The sequence below is a fragment of the Enterococcus sp. AZ109 genome (assembly GCF_051714625.1).
GTDB lineage: Bacteria > Bacillota > Bacilli > Lactobacillales > Enterococcaceae > Enterococcus_A.
Genome location: NZ_JBIOSF010000002.1, coordinates 377,000 through 393,579, shown reverse-complemented (window position 1 = coordinate 393,579; position 16,580 = coordinate 377,000). Strand labels below are relative to the sequence as shown.

Sequence of the window (16,580 nt, the reverse complement as noted above, 5' to 3'; positions counted from 1 at the left end):
CAATGAAGGAGCGAAAAATATGAATCTGACAGGTTTTAATAAGTATTCCAAAAAAGACAGTGTTTCCGGTGTTGAGAAGTTTGCCTTTGGTTGTGGCGAAATTTCCACTAACATTGTTTTCACCATTTCAACCACGCTTTTAGTCATGTTTTACACCGATGTTGTTCAAGTTTCGGCTGCAGTGGTTGGCTCGATTATTGCGATTTCTCAGGTGTTTAACGGAATTTCTGATATTTCTGCCGGTTTTATTATTGACCGAACACGCTCGAAATATGGACGAGCACGTGTATGGCTATTACGAATGTCAATTCCCTATGCGATCGCTGCAGTATTGATGATGATGGTACCGCCAATTAGTGGAATGGCTCAAACAATTTACATTTTCGTGACTTATAACTTGATGCTGACAGTGGTCTACACATTATTCCAGCTGCCATTTGCCACTACGATGACTTACATGACCCGCAGCCAAGATGAACGGGCGAAAATCAATATCATTCGAATGGCGATGAGTCCTATCGGTAACATCTTGGTCACGTTACTATTTACTCGAATTTTAGATGTTATGCCGAATGGCGGAATGGATTCACAACGAAACTGGGTAATTTTAACAGCGATCTACGGGTTCTTCGCAGCTTTAATGATGCTTTTCTGTTTTGCGATGGTTCGTGAACGGGTGGAAGTAAAAGATGCTGCCCATGGTGAAAAAGTACCGTTGAAAACAGCGATCGGAGCCTTATTAAAAAATAAATACTTCATCATGCTATTTATTTTCTTTGTATCTTTTGCAATGTATCAAACCTTCTCAGGTACGATGGCTACTTATTATTGCAAATGGATCGTCGGAGATACCCGGATTATTGGAAATGTCAATACAGCATGCTACGGAATTACGATTGTGGCTACCTTGCTATTAGGTAAAGTGATGAATCTAACCACCAAGCGGAATTGGTGTATTGTGGGTGCAATGTTCATTATCGCCGGCTCATTGGTATTGCTAGTTAACCCTACCAGCGTAGCAGTGGTAACTATCGGAGGATTGCTTCGAGGATTAGGAATGACACCGATTTTAGGGATGATTTTCACCATGATTGCAGACGCCATCGAATATGGACAATGGAAAACTGGGATTCGAACGGCTGGGGCGATTCAATCAGCGACAACCGCTGGTCAAAAATTTGGCCAAGGCATCGGTTCAGTCTTAATTGGTTTCATCATGTCAGCCAATGAATACAGCGGGAGTTTGGTAACGCAAACACCTCACGCACTAAACACCATTTCAAATCTATTCATTTTCGGTGTCGCTTTCTTAGGTGTCGTAATGATTGCCGTATTATTGTTCTATAAATTAGACAATGAATACCCAACAATCATGGCGGAATTATTGGAACGTGAAGCACAAATTGATTTAGAGAATAAAACGGAAACTCAAGTGAAAATAGATAGCACGCTTGAGCCGGAAGTATAAAAAATACTATTATAATAGGAGGAACTTATTTTGAAACTTGCATACGATCCATCTCACTATAGAGACAACACTGGACTAATGGAGATGATTGATACTACTGCTCGCTTAGGGTATGAGTATCTGGAATTATCACCAAGAAAGGACTTTATCTGGTTTTATGAATACCCCAAAGTAGACAGAGCGTTAATCAAAAAAGTGAAACAACGCTGTAAAGACGCAGGTATTGAGATTTCTTCTGTCTTGCCCGTCCAGCAATGGTCTTCACCTGATGAGCAGCAGCGTCAAGATGCCGTTCGCAACTGGAAGCGTTGTATCGAGATCACCTCTGAGTTGGAAGTGGACTTGATGAATACCGAATTTAGCGGCGACATCAGCAATCCAACTGCTAGTGAAGGAGCCTTCTTTAAATCAATGGAGGAACTGATCCCATTGTTTGAAAAAGAAGGAATTCGCTTGAATCTACAAGCTCATCCTAATGATTATATTGAAACCAACACCGAAGCCTTGCGCACGATTCGTGCCTTAGACAAAGAGTGGATCAAATATGTGTATTCAACCGCCCATGCTTTTTACTATGATGATGGGATTGGTGATGTGGAAACTCATTTGAAGGATGCCGGCGATTTGTTGGATCATGTATTGTTCGCCGATACCTTGAACCACAAAGCAGCCTTCGGATTACGTTATATTATCAATCCACCAGATGCCAAAGTAACGATTCACCAGCATTTGAACTTAGGCGAAGGAGAAGTAAACTTCGACGCATTATTCAAAACCTTACGGGAAATGAACTTTGATGGTATTGCCACCAACTCAGTATTTGCTTATCCCGATCGGGCAGAATGGTCTAGTGAATTAACAAAAGCTGCGATCTTAAAAGGATTAGGAAAAGACTAAACAGGAAGCTCTGCAAAAACGGCCTAGCTGTTTTTGCAGAGTTTGTTTTGACTTTTAAAGAAAGTATAAGTTTTCACAATTGAGATGATTGTAACACCAATGTTAACGGTGTCCGGCTTCACAAACTAACTTTGTCGGCACTAAGCGAAAATTGGGAGAAACTTGAGGAGCAGTTTATCCCAATTTTAGTCTTAGTGCTCCAAAGCTGAGCAAGTTTGCGAAGCCTTTCTTACTGAAGAGGAGGCAGACAGTATTTTTACGACGATCATAGCGCAAAATATGATTTTGCTAGTATATATTATTTTAGGGTTAGTAATGGCTCGGAAAAACTGGCTAGGCCAAGAAGGCCAGGCGGCTTTTTCGGTGTTAATCACGAACTTTGCGCTGCCCTGTGCCGTATTTAATAGTTTTCAAATTGCATACTCGAAAGAAATATTGGGCTTGATTTTTCGCTCGCTAGCTCTAGCAGTGGTATTTTTTACTACCTTGTACTTGTTGAGTGTCCTGTTTGCTAGAGTGTTTCGAATTGCAGAAACAATCCGCAGTATTTGGATCGGCTGCAGCACCTTTTCCAGCGTGCTGTTTATTGGAATCCCCATCGTTGATGCGTTATTTGGCGAAATTGGCTTAGTAATTTTGATTGCCTTCAACACGATTGGCAATTTGTTTTTGTTTGGTTTAGGCGAGTCAATTTTTGCTAGCAAGATGCTGGTAAGTCCGCGGAAAATTTTTACTACGCCAGCTATTATTGCAGCCGTAGTTGGGTTTCTATGTTTTCTTCTTCAAATCACAGTACCGGAGGTTATCAGCACACCAATTCAAGCTATCGCAGGTTTTACTACGCCTTTAGCAATGATGATTAATGGTGCGTTGCTAAGCAAAACCCTATCGCCGAAGCTGTTTACCAATGTAAGCACGCTGCAATTTTGTTTTGTACGTCTGATTTTGATTCCAGTGGTGCTGATTCTCTTTTTTAAAGTGTTTGTAAAAGATCCGCTGTTGTTGCAAATTGTTGTGTTGGTTTCCTGCATGCCTTCTGGAGCAGTGAATTCGGTATTTGCCGAAAAGTATTCTGGTCAGGGGCGAATTGCTTCGGAGTTTATTATTGTTTCTACTTTGTTGAGTATTGTGACAATTCCTGCTCTTTTTCATCTGTTTTTTTAAAGGCTCCATAGGATGCAATGCAAAAAATAGAGTGATAATTCTGCAAGAAACATGTTAAAATGACCTCATTGTAATGTAATAATCGCTTCAGTGAGTTGTAATGACTGAAGAATGTGCAAGGAGGAACTGTATGAATCTTTTCGATGTAAACAAACAGCTGTCTTGTGTATTTAAAAACGGGACTTTGCCGACCATGTTGTATATGACTAAGCAGAATAATGATGGCAAGAAGACAGCTAGGCCATTGCATCACCATGATTCGATTACCGAATTTGTATTTGTTTATAAAGGAACAGGAATGTACCGAATCAACAACCAGACCTATCCTCTAAGCGAAGGGGATATTGCGCTATACAATCAAAACGATCTTCATGAGGTACTGTCAGAAGGGGAGAGTGAAATTGGAACTTACGCGGTAGGGATCACCAACTTATTTCTAAATGATATGCCGCAAAATCATTTTGTTGCTCCTGGCAAGCCGTATGTTCGCAAGGGCGGTGCTATGTCACCTTATATCTTAGCTACCTGCGAACAAATTTTTCAATTAAACTTTGAGCAAGAGCAGGGGAAAGCAATCTCACAGCTTCTATGCAGTTCACTCATAGCTATCATCAGTCAACTAGATCATTTTAGCTATGCTAATTTATCCGATTCTAAAGAGGATCAGTTTGTTTTAGATATTTTAACGTTCATCAACAGCAACTTTACTGAGCCAATTTCAATCGGGATACTTGCAGAGCGATTTCACTGCTCGCAATCCCACATTTCTCACAAATTCAAAAAGGTAACGGGGCATTCACCCATCGATTACATCACACAGCGTCGGATTGGTATGGCACAAAATCTACTTATCTCTACTGATTTAACAGCAACCGATATTGCTACAAGAGTGGGCTATGACAACACGAATTATTTCTCTACCATTTTTTCAAAAGTCGTTGGTAAAACACCAATCAACTACCGTGAAGACTATTTGAAGAGTATGCGAGGTCTGCGCAAACAAATATAACCTTAAAGCCTTCAAAGTCAATTTGACTTTGAAGGCTTTTTTCTTCCCATAAAAAGTTTAGGCTGATCACAATTAGCACTATGACAATAATTTCAGGATGTCATAGTGCTATAAAACTAAACAAGCTTATGCTGTCTCCTTTTTCCCCAAATTCTGCATTTTGTGCAGAATAGTGAAGATCACAAAAAAACTTATCCATAATCCCCCAAACAATCACTATTTTGCGCCAAGAAGTGTGCAAAATACTTAAGGTGAGAGTGTAAGCGCTTTGTTAGAATTTAATCATCAAAGAGATATAAACAAATATAAAACAATAGGAGGAAAAAACATGAGCATGAATATTTGCGGGGCACCTTGTTGCTGGGGTGTCGATGATGTGAAGAATCCGTATCTTCCACCATGGACTAGAGTATTAAAGGAAGCAGGTGAGGCTGGATATCGAGCAATTGAACTAGGACCTTACGGGTATCTTCCTATAGATGTTGACCAAGTATCCAAGGAGCTGGATAAAAATAATTTAGCAATTGTTGCTGGAACAATCTTTGATGATTTAGTTAGCGAAGACAACTACCAAAACGTGTTGAAGCAAACAGTAGAAATTTGTGAGTTGATTACTCAGCTTCCAGAGCTCAAGGTTCATGAAGGACAACATTTCCCTACTCCTTACATGACAGTGATGGATTGGGGCCATGACGAGCGGGATTATGCAGCGGGTCACTCTGATCGGGCACCGCGTCTGTCTGCCGAGCAATGGGATCAGATGATGGCGCATATTAAAGGGATTTGTCAAAAAGCTAAAGAATATGGAGTACGAGCGGTTATCCATCCTCATGCGGGAGGTTATATTGAATTTGCTGATGAAATTGAAGCAATTGTTAGGGATGTTCCTTATGAATTGGCTGGTCTCTGCCTAGATACAGGACATTTGTACTATTCAGGAATGGACCCTTCTGAATGGCTGAAAAAATATGCCGATCGACTAGACTATGTCCATTTCAAAGATGTTGACGAAAAAGTTTATCAACAGGTTCTGCAAGAAAAGATTCGGTTTTTTGAAGCCTGTGGTAAAGGAGCGATGTGTCCAATCGGGGCGGGATCGTTGAACTATCCTGAAATCAAGGACACATTAGAGGAAATTGGTTACAGCGGGTACATTACGATTGAGCAGGAGCGAGATCCGCGCAACTCAGATACTAGTTTGAGAGATGTAAAAGCTAGTGTGGAATATCTTAAAAGCGTCGGTTACGAAATTTAAAATAATGGGGGGACTTACAATGATTTATGGAGAAAAACTAGTAGAAAATCCAATCCGTTGGGCAATGGTAGGCGGAGGAAAAGGATCACAAATCGGCTATATCCATCGCTCGGCAGCCTTGCGTGATTTTAGTTTTGACTTAGTGGCAGGAGCGTTTGATATTGATCCAGAACGAGGCAAGGAATTTGGCAAAATGCTCAATGTAGCACCTGAGCGTTGCTATCCAGATTACAAAACGATGTTTGCCAAAGAAGCTCAACGAGAAGATGGCATCCAAGCCGTTTCAATCGCGACACCTAATGGAACACATTATGAAATCACCAAAGCAGCCTTGGAAGCAGGCCTGCATGTAGTATGTGAAAAACCACTGTGTTTTACTGTAGACGAAGCTGAAGAATTAGGCCAGCTGGCAAAGAGACAGAACAAAGTAGTGGGTGTTACCTATGGGTACTCAGGACATCAAATGATAGAAGAAGCTCGTCAGTTGATCGCTGATGGTGCACTAGGAGATATTCGAATTGTTATGCTGCAATTTGCACACGGGTTTCACAATGTGGCAGTAGAGGAAAATACGGCTTCAACCAAATGGCGGGTCGATCCAAAAGTTGCAGGTCCATCCTATGTTTTAGGTGATGTGGGCACACACCCTCTGTATCTCTCAGAAGTAATGCTCCCAGAATTAAATATAAAGCGCTTAATGTGCAGCCGTCAATCCTTTGTAACTTCCCGTGCACCACTAGAAGACAATGCGATGACCCTGATGGAATATGACAATGGTGCTGTTGGTTATGTCTGGTCAAGCTGTGTCAACTGTGGATCAATGCATGGTCAAAAAGTAAGAATCATCGGTGAAAAAGCTTCCATCGAATGGTGGGATGAACAGCCAAATCAATTAACCTATGAAGTACAAGGTGAGCCAATTCGAATTTTGGAAAGAGGAATGGGCTATCTTCATGAGTCTGCTTTAGCTGAAGATCGCATTGGCGGAGGGCACCCAGAAGGTTTGTTTGAATCCTGGAGCAATCTGTACAGTCGCTTTGCTCAAGCAATGGTTGCTACTGATAATAATCAAACGGTCGATTTTTGGTATCCAAATGTCGAAGATGGAATTGAAGGTGTTCGTTGGGTTGCTAACTGTGTACGCTCGGCTGAACAGGGAGCTACATGGGTCGATTACGAATAGGAGGTCCTAGATGGAAACGAATTCGAAAAACGGGGAAGCGTTAGCAGCAAATACACCTTCCATTTTAGCGGAAGAACCTGGTAATAATGCTAGTGTGAAGTTATCTTGGAAAATAAGGCTTTCATATGGCTGTGGTGATACGGCCTGTAATGTAGTTTTTGGTATGATTAGTACCGTGTTGACGTTGTTCTATACCGACTATGTCGGTATAGCACCGGCAACCGTGGGGTTAGTCATGCTTCTATCGCGGGTGTTTGACGGTTTTTCTGATGTGGTTATGGGATTGATTGTTGAACGGACAAATTCCAAATGGGGAAAATCACGTCCTTGGATTCTATGGATGAGCGTGCCTTTTGCCCTCTCGGCAATCTTGCTATTCACCGTGCCTAAAACAACAGGGAATCTAATGTTCCTGTATTTGTTTGTATCTTATAACTTTTGTACGACTATTTGCTACACGGCAATCAACCTTCCTTATGGCAGTTTGTCAGCTATGATGACCAGGGAATCTAGTGAACGGGATATGCTGAGTATCGTACGAATGGGGATGTCACCCTTTGGACGGATTTTGGCGGTTACCTGCACCTTGCCTTTAGTAAAACTGTTAGGAAATACCCAAGCTTCTTGGGTTATTACGATGTCCATTTGGGCAGTAGTTGCCCTTGTTTTACTGTTGATTTGTTTCTTTAATTGCAAGGAAACAGTCCAAATCAAAGCAAAAAAGACGCAAGAGAAGGTTTCCTTGAAAAGAACTTTTGGTGCGTTGGTAACTAACCAATATTTCTGGGCAGTCTTGATTTTATGGATGATGCAAAATGTTATTTACGGTATAACGGGTACAATACTCCCTTATTACTGCAAATATATTTTCGGTAATGACACATGGATGTATAGCACTCTTTATTTTATGGAAACAATTTTAATCGTGGCAGCCACTCTCTCTATTTGTCCAGTCCTTTTGAAGCGTTTCGGCAAACGGAATATGGCATTAGGTGGCGCTTGCCTAGCAATGGTGGGACAACTGCTGTTCTTGCTGAATCCAGCTAATTTCTACTGGATGGTCATGAGTTGTATAGTTCGCGCAATCGGTTTAGCACCACTTAATTCTATCGTATTTGGCTTCTTAGGTGATGTTGTTGAGTTTGGGCAATGGAAGACACATATGAGACAAGAAAGTCTTATCTTTGCTGGAGGATCAGTGGGGACTAAAATTGGTTCAGGATTAGCTTCAGCTGGGATGACCGGGCTACTATCGCTTGCCGGTTATATGAGTTCCACAACAGGAAACACTGCCCAGCCTGAAAGTGCTCAAGCGATGATTATGAACATCTACAAATTTGGACCATTAATTGTCTGGACTGTTGTGATCATAACATTAGCACTTTACAAGCTAGACAAAATTTATCCAAAAATCATGAAAGAACTTGCGGAACGCGAAGCGCAGGGAGAACTTTAGAAAGAAGGAAAATAAATGAAATTAGCCTACGATCCGTCTCACTACCGGGACAATACCGGACTTATGGAAATGATTGATACCACTGCTCGCTTGGGTTATGAGTATCTAGAGTTATCCCCACGAAAGGATTTCATCTGGTTTTATGAATACCCCAAAGTAGACAGAGCGTTAATCAAAAAAGTGAAACAACGCTGTAAAGACGCAGGTATTGAGATTTCTTCTGTCTTACCCGTCCAGCAATGGTCTTCACCTGATGAGCAGCAGCGTCAAGATGCCGTTCGTAATTGGAAGCGTTGTATCGAGATCACTTCTGAGTTGGAAGTGGACTTGATGAATACCGAATTTAGCGGCGACATCAGCAATCCAACTGCTAGTGAAGGAGCTTTCTTTAAATCAATGGAGGAACTAATCCCATTATTTGAAAAAGAAGGGATTCGCTTGAATCTACAGGCTCACCCTAACGACTATATCGAAACAAATACGGAAGCCTTGCGAACAATTCGTGCTCTAGACAAAGAGTGGATCAAGTATGTCTATTCAACAGCGCATGCTTTTTACTATGATGATGGCATAGGTGACGTGGAAACCCATTTGAAGGATGCGGGCGATTTGTTGGATCATGTATTGTTTGCGGACACCTTGAATCACAAAGCTGCTTTCGGACTACGTTATATTATCAATCCACCGGATGCCAAAGTAACGATTCACCAGCATTTGAACTTAGGCGAAGGAGAAGTAAACTTCGACGCATTATTCAAAACCTTACGGGAAATGAACTTTGATGGCATTGCCACCAACTCAGTATTTGCTTATCCCGATCGGGCAGAATGGTCTAGTGAATTGACCAAAGCGGCGATTCTTAAAGGATTAGGAAAAGACTAAACAGGAAGCTCTGCAAAAAACGGTCTAGCCGTTTTTGCAGAGTTTGTTTTGTTCAGGAAAGGAGCAAAGCTTATTTTTAAAACGATCTTATTTCAAAATATCATTTTACTGGTATACATTCTCCTGGGTTTAGTAATGGCACGAAAAGATTGGTTGGGTAAAGAAGGTCAGTCCACTTTTTCCGTCTTAATTACCAATTTTGCTTTACCTTGTGCTGTATTCAATAGCTTTCAGATTGCCTATTCAAAAGCGATTTTGGAACTGATTTTTCGCTCATTAATCTTAGCAGCCATATTTTTTTCTGTATTGTATTTATTGAGTGTGATATTTGCGAAGCTGTTTCGAATCGCTGAAAAAATTCGCAGTATCTGGATTGGGTGCAGTACGTTTTCCAGTGTTTTATTCATCGGTATTCCGATTGTAAATGCGTTATTTGGAGAAACCGGATTAGTTATTTTAATTGCATTTAACACGATCGGCAACTTGTTTTTATTTGGTCTAGGCGAAACAATTTTTGCTGGGAAAATGCTGATGAAGCCACGAAAAATTTTGACAACGCCAGCAATTATTGCCGCCGTATTGGGTTTTCTTTTTTTCTTTTTTCAGATTCCCGTGCCGGAAGTAGTAGGTACCCCGATTCAAGCGATTGCTGGATTTACCACACCGCTAGCAATGATGATTAACGGTGCGCTGCTAAGAAAAACCTTGTCGCCCAAACTATTCACCAATAGGATTACCTTGCAATTTTGTTTTGTACGCTTGATTTTAATCCCTTTCCTGCTGATTTTCTTTTTTAACTTGTTTGTAAAAGATGACTTATTGTTGCAGATTATCGCCTTGGTTTCCTGCATGCCTTCTGGAGCGGTGAACTCCGTGTTTGCGGAGAAATATTCCAGTCAGGGGAAAATTGCTTCGGAGTTTATTCTTGTTTCCACTTTGCTGAGCATGGTAACGATTCCTACGATTTTTTATCTGGTTTTTTAATGGTTAGCGATAGTTTGCTATCAATCACCAAGTAAAACCTTTATAATTAGCGATAATTAACTTTCGAAGGGAACTACCCATGAAAATACTCATTATTTATGCTTATCCAAATCAAACCGGTTTTTCTGCCGCCGTTTTAAAAACCGTACAAGAAAATCTTCATGCCAACCATCAAGTAAAGCTGTTGGATTTATATCAGGAACAGTTTGATCCGCTTTTGGTTTTCAATGAACAGCAGCGCAGAAGGGACTTGGTGACGGAGCCCGCTATGCAAGAATACCGAGAAATGTTGGAATGGTCAGAACAATTAATTGTTATTTTTCCTATCTGGTGGAGTGGCATGCCGGCAATTTTAAAGGGATTTATTGACCGTGTATTTGTTAAAGGCTTTGCCTATGAATATAAAGGTTTGTTGCCAGTGGGCTTATTAAAAGGTCGTCAGGCATGGATTATTACCAGTCACGATACGCCGAAACCTTATGCCCGTTTCTTTCAGCAGGACTATGGGCGGGTATTAAAGCGACAAGTATTTGGTATGTGCGGTATCAAGCCAGTAAAATTAACGGAAATAGCTTATTTACGAGGCTCATCTTTAGAAAAACGCGAAAAATATTTACGGAAAATTGCTAAAATAAGCAAGGCTTTATAGGGAGCCGCAGACTCGCCACAGTATTAAAAGTAAAGCTAGTCTGATTTGATTTCGATCTGAAATTATGAAATAAAAATGAATAAAGTTGTTGACAAATGAGAAAATAGTGATAATCTAAGTATCAATAAAATATTTTTTCGATGAGAAAGAAAGTAAACTTGGAACGGTTGCAGAGAGACTCTGGTTGGTGAAAAGAGTTAGATGGGAAGAGTTGAAAATGGCTTTTGAGAAACTTTTGGCGATAGGTAGTCAAAAGCGGAGTGTCCACCGATAAAAGGACCGCCGATCTTACACAGGTGACGTCGGGCTGAGAGACAGGGGAACTTGTCTAAACAAAAGGTGGTAACACGATGATTCGTCCTTTTACTAGTATAGCTAGTAAAAGGGCTTTTTTTGTTTTCTGGAGTTGTTTGACGATCATCAAAGAAAGTTTTTCCCGTAAGCAAGCATCGAGAAAATATTTTGTGAAAAATACAGGTACAGGAGGAAAACATGAAAATTGAATCATTGCTCGTTCAAGGAAATTCCCCCCACAACAATCCTTATGGTGCGATTGTTCCACCGATTTTTTTAGCTTCGACTTATATTCAGCCAGCGATTGGGGAAGAACAGGATTTTGCTTATTCTCGTGGAGGAAATCCCACCAGAAATGAAGTAGAAGATCTGTTAGCACAATTGGAAGATGCCCAATATAGTTACGCCTTTGCTTCAGGGATGGCAGCAACTAGTTCTGTTTTTTCATTATTGAAGCAAGGAGATAAAGTGTTACTGAACAACAATATTTATGGCGGCACCTTTCGTTATCTGGATCAATTGTTTGAACAGCGGGGATTAGCGTATCAGCTGGTAGAAAATTTCAATCAATTATCAGAGGAACACTTTGATCCAGCGGTCAAACTAGTTTTTATCGAAACACCTTCCAATCCACTGCTGGAAGTGACTGATATCAAAAGGATCTGTGAGTTGGCCCATCAACATGGCGCAATCGTAGCAGTGGATAATACCTTTTTAACGGCTTATCTGCAAAAAACCTTAGCTTTAGGTGCCGATATCGTTACTTATTCAGCAACAAAATATTTATCAGGGCACGCTGATTTGATTGCTGGCGCAGTTTTAACCAACGATCAAGTAATTGGTGAGCGGCTAAAAATTATTCAAAATACACTAGGCAATATTTTAAGTCCCTTTGATTCTTATTCCCTTATTCGAGGAATCAAAACACTGGCAGTGCGGATGGATCGGCAAATTGAAAATACCCATAAAGTGATCGCTTTCTTACACAGTAAAGCTATTTCGGTTAATTTTGCCGGCGCTCATTCTAAGGAGGAAGCAGCGATTCAGTCAGCTCAAGCGAAAGGCATTGGAGCAGTTATCTCGTTTGAATTACCGGAAGAATACGATCTGGCAATTTTTATTCAAGCGCTAAAAATGTTCCCATTAGCAGTAAGCTTAGGCGGCGTTGAAAGCTTGATTTGCCATCCCGCTTCCATGACGCACGAGTCGTATTCGAAAGAGTTACAGGAAAAAATTGGCATTAGCGACCGCCTGCTGCGAGTAGCAGTAGGTATTGAACATAGTGAGGATTTAATTACTGATTTAGCACAGGCCTTAGTACAGGCGAAGGGAGAAAAATAGATGAAAAAGAAACTGATTTTAGTATCGGCATTAGCGGGTTTATTTTTATTGGGTGGCTGCCAGTCTGGTTCTTCTGCAACAGAAGAAAAAGTAATACGGGTGGGTACAGAAGGAACCTATGCCCCGTTTTCTTATCGGGATGAGCAAAATGAACTGGTGGGCTATGATGTGGAAGTTGCCAAAGCAGTGGCAGAAAAAATTGGCTATCAAGTCGAGTTTGTCGATGCCCCGTGGGATTCCATGTTAGCGGCCTTCGATGCAGAAAAATCTGATGTGATCTTTAACCAAGTAAGTATCACTGATGAACGCAAAGAAAAATATGATTTCACGATTCCCTACAGTGTTTCTCACGCGTCGCTGATTACGAACGAGCAGGATGATACGATCACAAGCTTTGCCGATTTGAAAGGAAAAAAATCAGCCCAGTCGTTGACGTCAAATTATGCGGTGCTGGCAGAAGAGTATGGGGCTGAATTAGTAAGCACCGATGGCTTTAGTAAATCGGCGGAATTAGTGGCTAACGGTCAAGCAGATGCGACACTAAATGATGATGTAACGTATTATGACTACATTAACCAGCAACCAGACGCACCGTTAAAACTTGTTCAGGTTTCTGACGAGACTACTGAAGTTGGTGCGATGCTTCATAAAGGCAATGACGAATTGATCGAGGAAATCAATCAAGCTTTACAAGAATTAAAGGATGACGGAACCTTAACCGAATTATCAACGAAATATTTTGACAAGGATATTTCGAAATAGAAGGACTTGTGATTATGGAACGAACACTATCGATTGTACAAACCAGCTTAATGCCTTTGCTGACGGCATTGTTTCAGGTAACGATTCCTTTAACCATTCTCTCTTTTAGCTTTGGCTTAATTATAGCGGTCATTACTGCATTGGCTCGGATATCACATCAGCGGATTTTAAACACAATATTCTATTTATACGTTTGGATTTTCCGCGGCACGCCTTTACTTGTCCAACTATTTATTGTCTTTTTCGGCTTACCCAGTGTCGGCATCCAGTTTGAAGCTTTTCCAGCCGCAGTTTTGACTTTATCTTTAAATACGGGTGCATACGCTTCAGAGACAATCCGCTCGGCCTTGTTGGCAATTCCAAATGGTCAATACGAATCGGCCGCCTCCTTAGGCATGAGTCGCTGGCAAATTCTACGAAGGATTTTGGCACCGCAAGCGTTTAAAATAGCTGTACCGCCACTATCTAATACCTTGATCAGCTTAGTCAAGGACACATCTCTTGCTTCTAGCATCACGATTGTTGAGATCTTTATGACTGGACAGCGGATTGCTGCACGAACGTATGAACCGCTGCTTTTATATTGTTTAGTTGCGCTATATTACTTAGTTGTGTGTACTGTACTGGGCTTTTTCCAGCAACGGCTAGAGCAGCGTATGGCTCGTTATTAAGGAGGAAACGATTTGCTGACACTTAAAAATCTAACAAAATCATTTACGGATGAGCCCATTTTAAAAAACATTTCATTAAGTTTCGAGGCGGGAAAAACCACCGCCATTCTCGGACCATCAGGTTCAGGAAAAAGTACCTTGCTCCGGTTGATTAATCTATTGGAGCAGCCTGATCAAGGAGAAATTCAACTAGAGGATAAGACGTTAACTTTTCCTAAAAAGCTGCCTTTTAAAGAATTGCGGCAACATCGAGCCAATTTTAGTATGGTGTTTCAGGCTTTTAATCTGTTTCCCCATTTGACCGTTATTGAAAATGTGATGGAAGGGCCGATACAAGTAAAAAAAGTCCCACCAGCTGCTGCAAAGAAACAAGCACAACAATTGTTGCAGCTCGTCGGACTGTCTGAAAAAAATGACAGCTATCCTAAATCATTGTCCGGCGGTCAACAGCAGCGGGTAGCAATCGCCCGCGCACTGGCCATGGAGCCTAAGTTCATTTTATATGATGAACCAACCAGTGCCTTAGATCCTGAATTGGCCCAAGAAGTATTAGCGGTTATTCAAAATTTAGCAGATCAGGGCAACGCCCAAATTATTGTGACTCACCACGTTGATTTTGCCCGAAAAATCGCTGATCGTATTCTATTTATCGAAAATGGGACTATTTTTTACGATGGCGCTACAGAGAGCTTTTTCACTAGTGATAGTGCACGAATTCAACAATTTATCCAGCGAGTGACTCAATAACCAGAAAAGGATGATTACTAATGACAAACACGATTCCATTTACCGTAGACCATGTAGGCAGTTTTTTGCGACCTGAAAGGCTAAAAAAAGCCCGCCAGCAAGTAGCTGCGGGAACACTATCACAAGTTGAATTACGCGAAATTGAAAATCAAGCGATTGAATCACTTGTAGAAAAACAAAAAGCTGCTGGAATTAAAGGGATTACCGATGGCGAGTTTCGTCGGGGATTTTGGCACATTGATTTTCTTGAAAATTTAAACGGTGTTACAGGCTACGTTCCAGAAACAGGCTACAATCAGCAGTTCCATGGAAAAGCTGCACCTTCTTACAATATCCGGGTAGAAGACCGAATTTCTTTTAACCCCAATCATCCATTTTTAGCTGATTTTATTTATTTGAAAGAGTTAGTAGAAACAAAAGAGGGCTATTATGCGAAAGCAACTATCCCTAGTCCTACCATGATTTTACGTCAGGAGCTATTAGCCAATGACGGTACTTCTAAAATTGAGACCATTTATCCTGATTTGCAAGAGTTTTATCAGGATTTGTCTCAGACCTATCAAGCTGCCATTCAAGCCTTTTACCAAAGCGGCTGCCGTTATCTTCAGTTTGACGATACCAATTGGGCATTCTTAGCAGATACTAGTAAACGAACTGAGCTAAAAGAAAAAGGCATTGATCCTGATGAAATTGCCCTGATTTGCGCTGAAATTATTAATGGCGCTTTGGCAGAAAAACCTGAAGATTTGACCATCACGACCCACATTTGCCGGGGGAATCACGCATCTTCTTGGTTGTTCTCAGGTGGCTATGAACCAATTGCTGAGGCGTTGTTTTCGACTAAATATGACGGTTTTTTCTTAGAGTATGATTCCGATCGGGCGGGTGATTTTGCACCGTTACGTTATTGGAACAATCCACAAAGTAAAGTAGTTTTAGGCTTAATCACTTCTAAATATCCAGAACTAGAGGATGCAGCTTCTGTTATTGAGCGGATCAGAGAAGCGACTCAGTACGTACCCTTGGAGAATTTAGCGATTAGTCCCCAATGTGGTTTTGCTTCGACGCAAGAAGGCAATAAGTTAACCGAGGAAGAACAATGGGCTAAGCTTAGTTTCTTGCAGGAAATTGCGGAAAAAGTATGGTAAATAGTACAAAATGATTAAGCCGAAAAGGGAATACCTTTTCGGCTTTTTCCGTAGCAAAAAAACTCATTTTTAGTTGTGAGAATTTTTTTACTAGGCAGGGAGTAAACGAAGAGTTTAGAAGTAGGAAGACTGTTGAAGGGAGTGACAACGATACAGTCCATTTAGTTCAATTAAAAAATTCTCACAGTGGTAAATGAGGAAGCGATCAATCTAAACTAGTTCAGTATCTGATGCAGCTTGCTGCTGTTTTTTACTAACCATTTGAATAATAATCAAGCTACGAGATAAAACATCGTTAGCTGGATGTTCGACCGTATTTGCCTGATCGGGATGGAACATTTCTAAATAATTCATTACCGCTTTTACGCCACCGATCACGTTGACCGCTTGGTAGCCATTCTCGTTTAAAAAGTGTGCCATTGTTTTCGCACGTTTGCCTGATTGGCTAAATAAGTAATAGGTTTTTGTCGAGTCCAATTCCTGATAACGACTGGTTAATTCAGTCAAAGGAATGCGAGTGATCGCCGATTGGGTTTTCATATCTTTTATGTCAAATAAATCTGGGTCTCTAAGATCTAATACATCTAATGGTTCTGTCATAGCAAGAGCTACAAACTCTTGAGTAGTCATCGAATAAGTCATCTTTTATAAGTCCTTATCTATATTTATT

At 40.9% G+C, this 16,580-nt stretch carries 17 protein-coding genes and 1 other annotated feature; of the genes, 16 read left to right on the top strand and 1 reads right to left on the bottom strand.

What is annotated here, in order from left to right:
- The first annotated feature begins 19 nt into the window (after positions 1–19).
- From IGI42_RS18490 to IGI42_RS18415, 16 genes are all read left to right on the top strand, one after another.
- On the top strand, positions 20–1,468 hold the full coding sequence (locus IGI42_RS18490; protein WP_438717474.1) for an MFS transporter: 1,449 nt from the start codon (positions 20–22) through the stop codon (positions 1,466–1,468).
- 30 nt (positions 1,469–1,498) lie between these two features.
- Positions 1,499–2,365: a sugar phosphate isomerase/epimerase family protein gene (locus tag IGI42_RS18485; RefSeq protein ID WP_438717465.1), complete on the top strand. Its 867-nt coding sequence runs from the start codon at positions 1,499–1,501 to the stop codon at positions 2,363–2,365.
- A 279-nt stretch (positions 2,366–2,644) separates the two neighbouring features.
- The gene (locus tag IGI42_RS18480) at positions 2,645–3,529 is read left to right on the top strand and encodes an AEC family transporter (RefSeq protein WP_438717473.1); all 885 of its coding nucleotides are present in this window, start codon (positions 2,645–2,647) and stop codon (positions 3,527–3,529) included.
- 130 nt (positions 3,530–3,659) lie between these two features.
- A complete protein-coding gene (locus IGI42_RS18475) occupies positions 3,660–4,538 on the top strand; it encodes an AraC family transcriptional regulator (protein WP_438717472.1) in 879 nt (292 codons plus the stop codon).
- Between the two features lie 328 nt (positions 4,539–4,866).
- On the top strand, positions 4,867–5,793 hold the full coding sequence (locus IGI42_RS18470) for a sugar phosphate isomerase/epimerase family protein (RefSeq protein ID WP_438717470.1): 927 nt from the start codon (positions 4,867–4,869) through the stop codon (positions 5,791–5,793).
- 19 nt (positions 5,794–5,812) lie between these two features.
- The gene (locus tag IGI42_RS18465) at positions 5,813–6,976 is read left to right on the top strand and encodes a Gfo/Idh/MocA family protein (RefSeq protein WP_438717468.1); all 1,164 of its coding nucleotides are present in this window, start codon (positions 5,813–5,815) and stop codon (positions 6,974–6,976) included.
- 10 nt (positions 6,977–6,986) lie between these two features.
- Positions 6,987–8,432 carry an MFS transporter gene (locus IGI42_RS18460; protein ID WP_438717467.1) on the top strand — a complete coding sequence of 482 codons (1,446 nt, stop codon included), beginning with the start codon at positions 6,987–6,989 and terminating at the stop codon, positions 8,430–8,432.
- A gap of 15 nt (positions 8,433–8,447) precedes the next feature.
- A complete protein-coding gene (locus IGI42_RS18455) occupies positions 8,448–9,314 on the top strand; it encodes a sugar phosphate isomerase/epimerase family protein (RefSeq protein ID WP_438717465.1) in 867 nt (288 codons plus the stop codon).
- A 48-nt stretch (positions 9,315–9,362) separates the two neighbouring features.
- A complete protein-coding gene (locus IGI42_RS18450) occupies positions 9,363–10,298 on the top strand; it encodes an AEC family transporter (protein ID WP_438717464.1) in 936 nt (311 codons plus the stop codon).
- Between the two features lie 79 nt (positions 10,299–10,377).
- Positions 10,378–10,947, top strand: coding sequence for an NAD(P)H-dependent oxidoreductase (locus IGI42_RS18445; protein ID WP_438717463.1), 570 nt, complete (start codon positions 10,378–10,380; stop codon positions 10,945–10,947).
- 131 nt (positions 10,948–11,078) lie between these two features.
- Positions 11,079–11,313, top strand: a binding site (T-box leader).
- Entirely contained in the window at positions 11,298–11,450 is a 153-nt protein-coding gene (locus tag IGI42_RS18440; RefSeq protein WP_438717462.1) for a hypothetical protein, read from the top strand. (Overlaps the previous feature by 16 nt.)
- On the top strand, positions 11,440–12,582 hold the full coding sequence (locus IGI42_RS18435; protein WP_438717461.1) for a trans-sulfuration enzyme family protein: 1,143 nt from the start codon (positions 11,440–11,442) through the stop codon (positions 12,580–12,582). The genes IGI42_RS18440 and IGI42_RS18435 overlap by 11 nt, the downstream gene beginning before the upstream one ends.
- Positions 12,583–13,344 (top strand): amino acid ABC transporter substrate-binding protein, encoded by a 762-nt coding sequence (locus IGI42_RS18430; RefSeq protein WP_438717460.1) that lies wholly within the window; start codon positions 12,583–12,585, stop codon positions 13,342–13,344.
- Positions 13,345–13,358: 14 nt separating this feature from the next.
- Entirely contained in the window at positions 13,359–14,015 is a 657-nt protein-coding gene (locus IGI42_RS18425) for an amino acid ABC transporter permease (RefSeq protein ID WP_438717459.1), read from the top strand.
- Positions 14,016–14,027: 12 nt separating this feature from the next.
- The gene (locus tag IGI42_RS18420; protein WP_438717457.1) at positions 14,028–14,762 is read left to right on the top strand and encodes an amino acid ABC transporter ATP-binding protein; all 735 of its coding nucleotides are present in this window, start codon (positions 14,028–14,030) and stop codon (positions 14,760–14,762) included.
- A gap of 20 nt (positions 14,763–14,782) precedes the next feature.
- Positions 14,783–15,910 carry a 5-methyltetrahydropteroyltriglutamate--homocysteine S-methyltransferase gene (locus tag IGI42_RS18415; protein ID WP_438717456.1) on the top strand — a complete coding sequence of 376 codons (1,128 nt, stop codon included), beginning with the start codon at positions 14,783–14,785 and terminating at the stop codon, positions 15,908–15,910.
- Positions 15,911–16,120: 210 nt separating this feature from the next.
- Here the strand turns inward: IGI42_RS18415 and IGI42_RS18410 are convergent, their stop codons facing one another.
- On the bottom strand, positions 16,121–16,552 hold the full coding sequence (locus IGI42_RS18410) for a rhodanese-like domain-containing protein (protein WP_438717454.1): 432 nt from the start codon (positions 16,550–16,552) through the stop codon (positions 16,121–16,123).
- Positions 16,553–16,580: the final 28 nt, after the last annotated feature.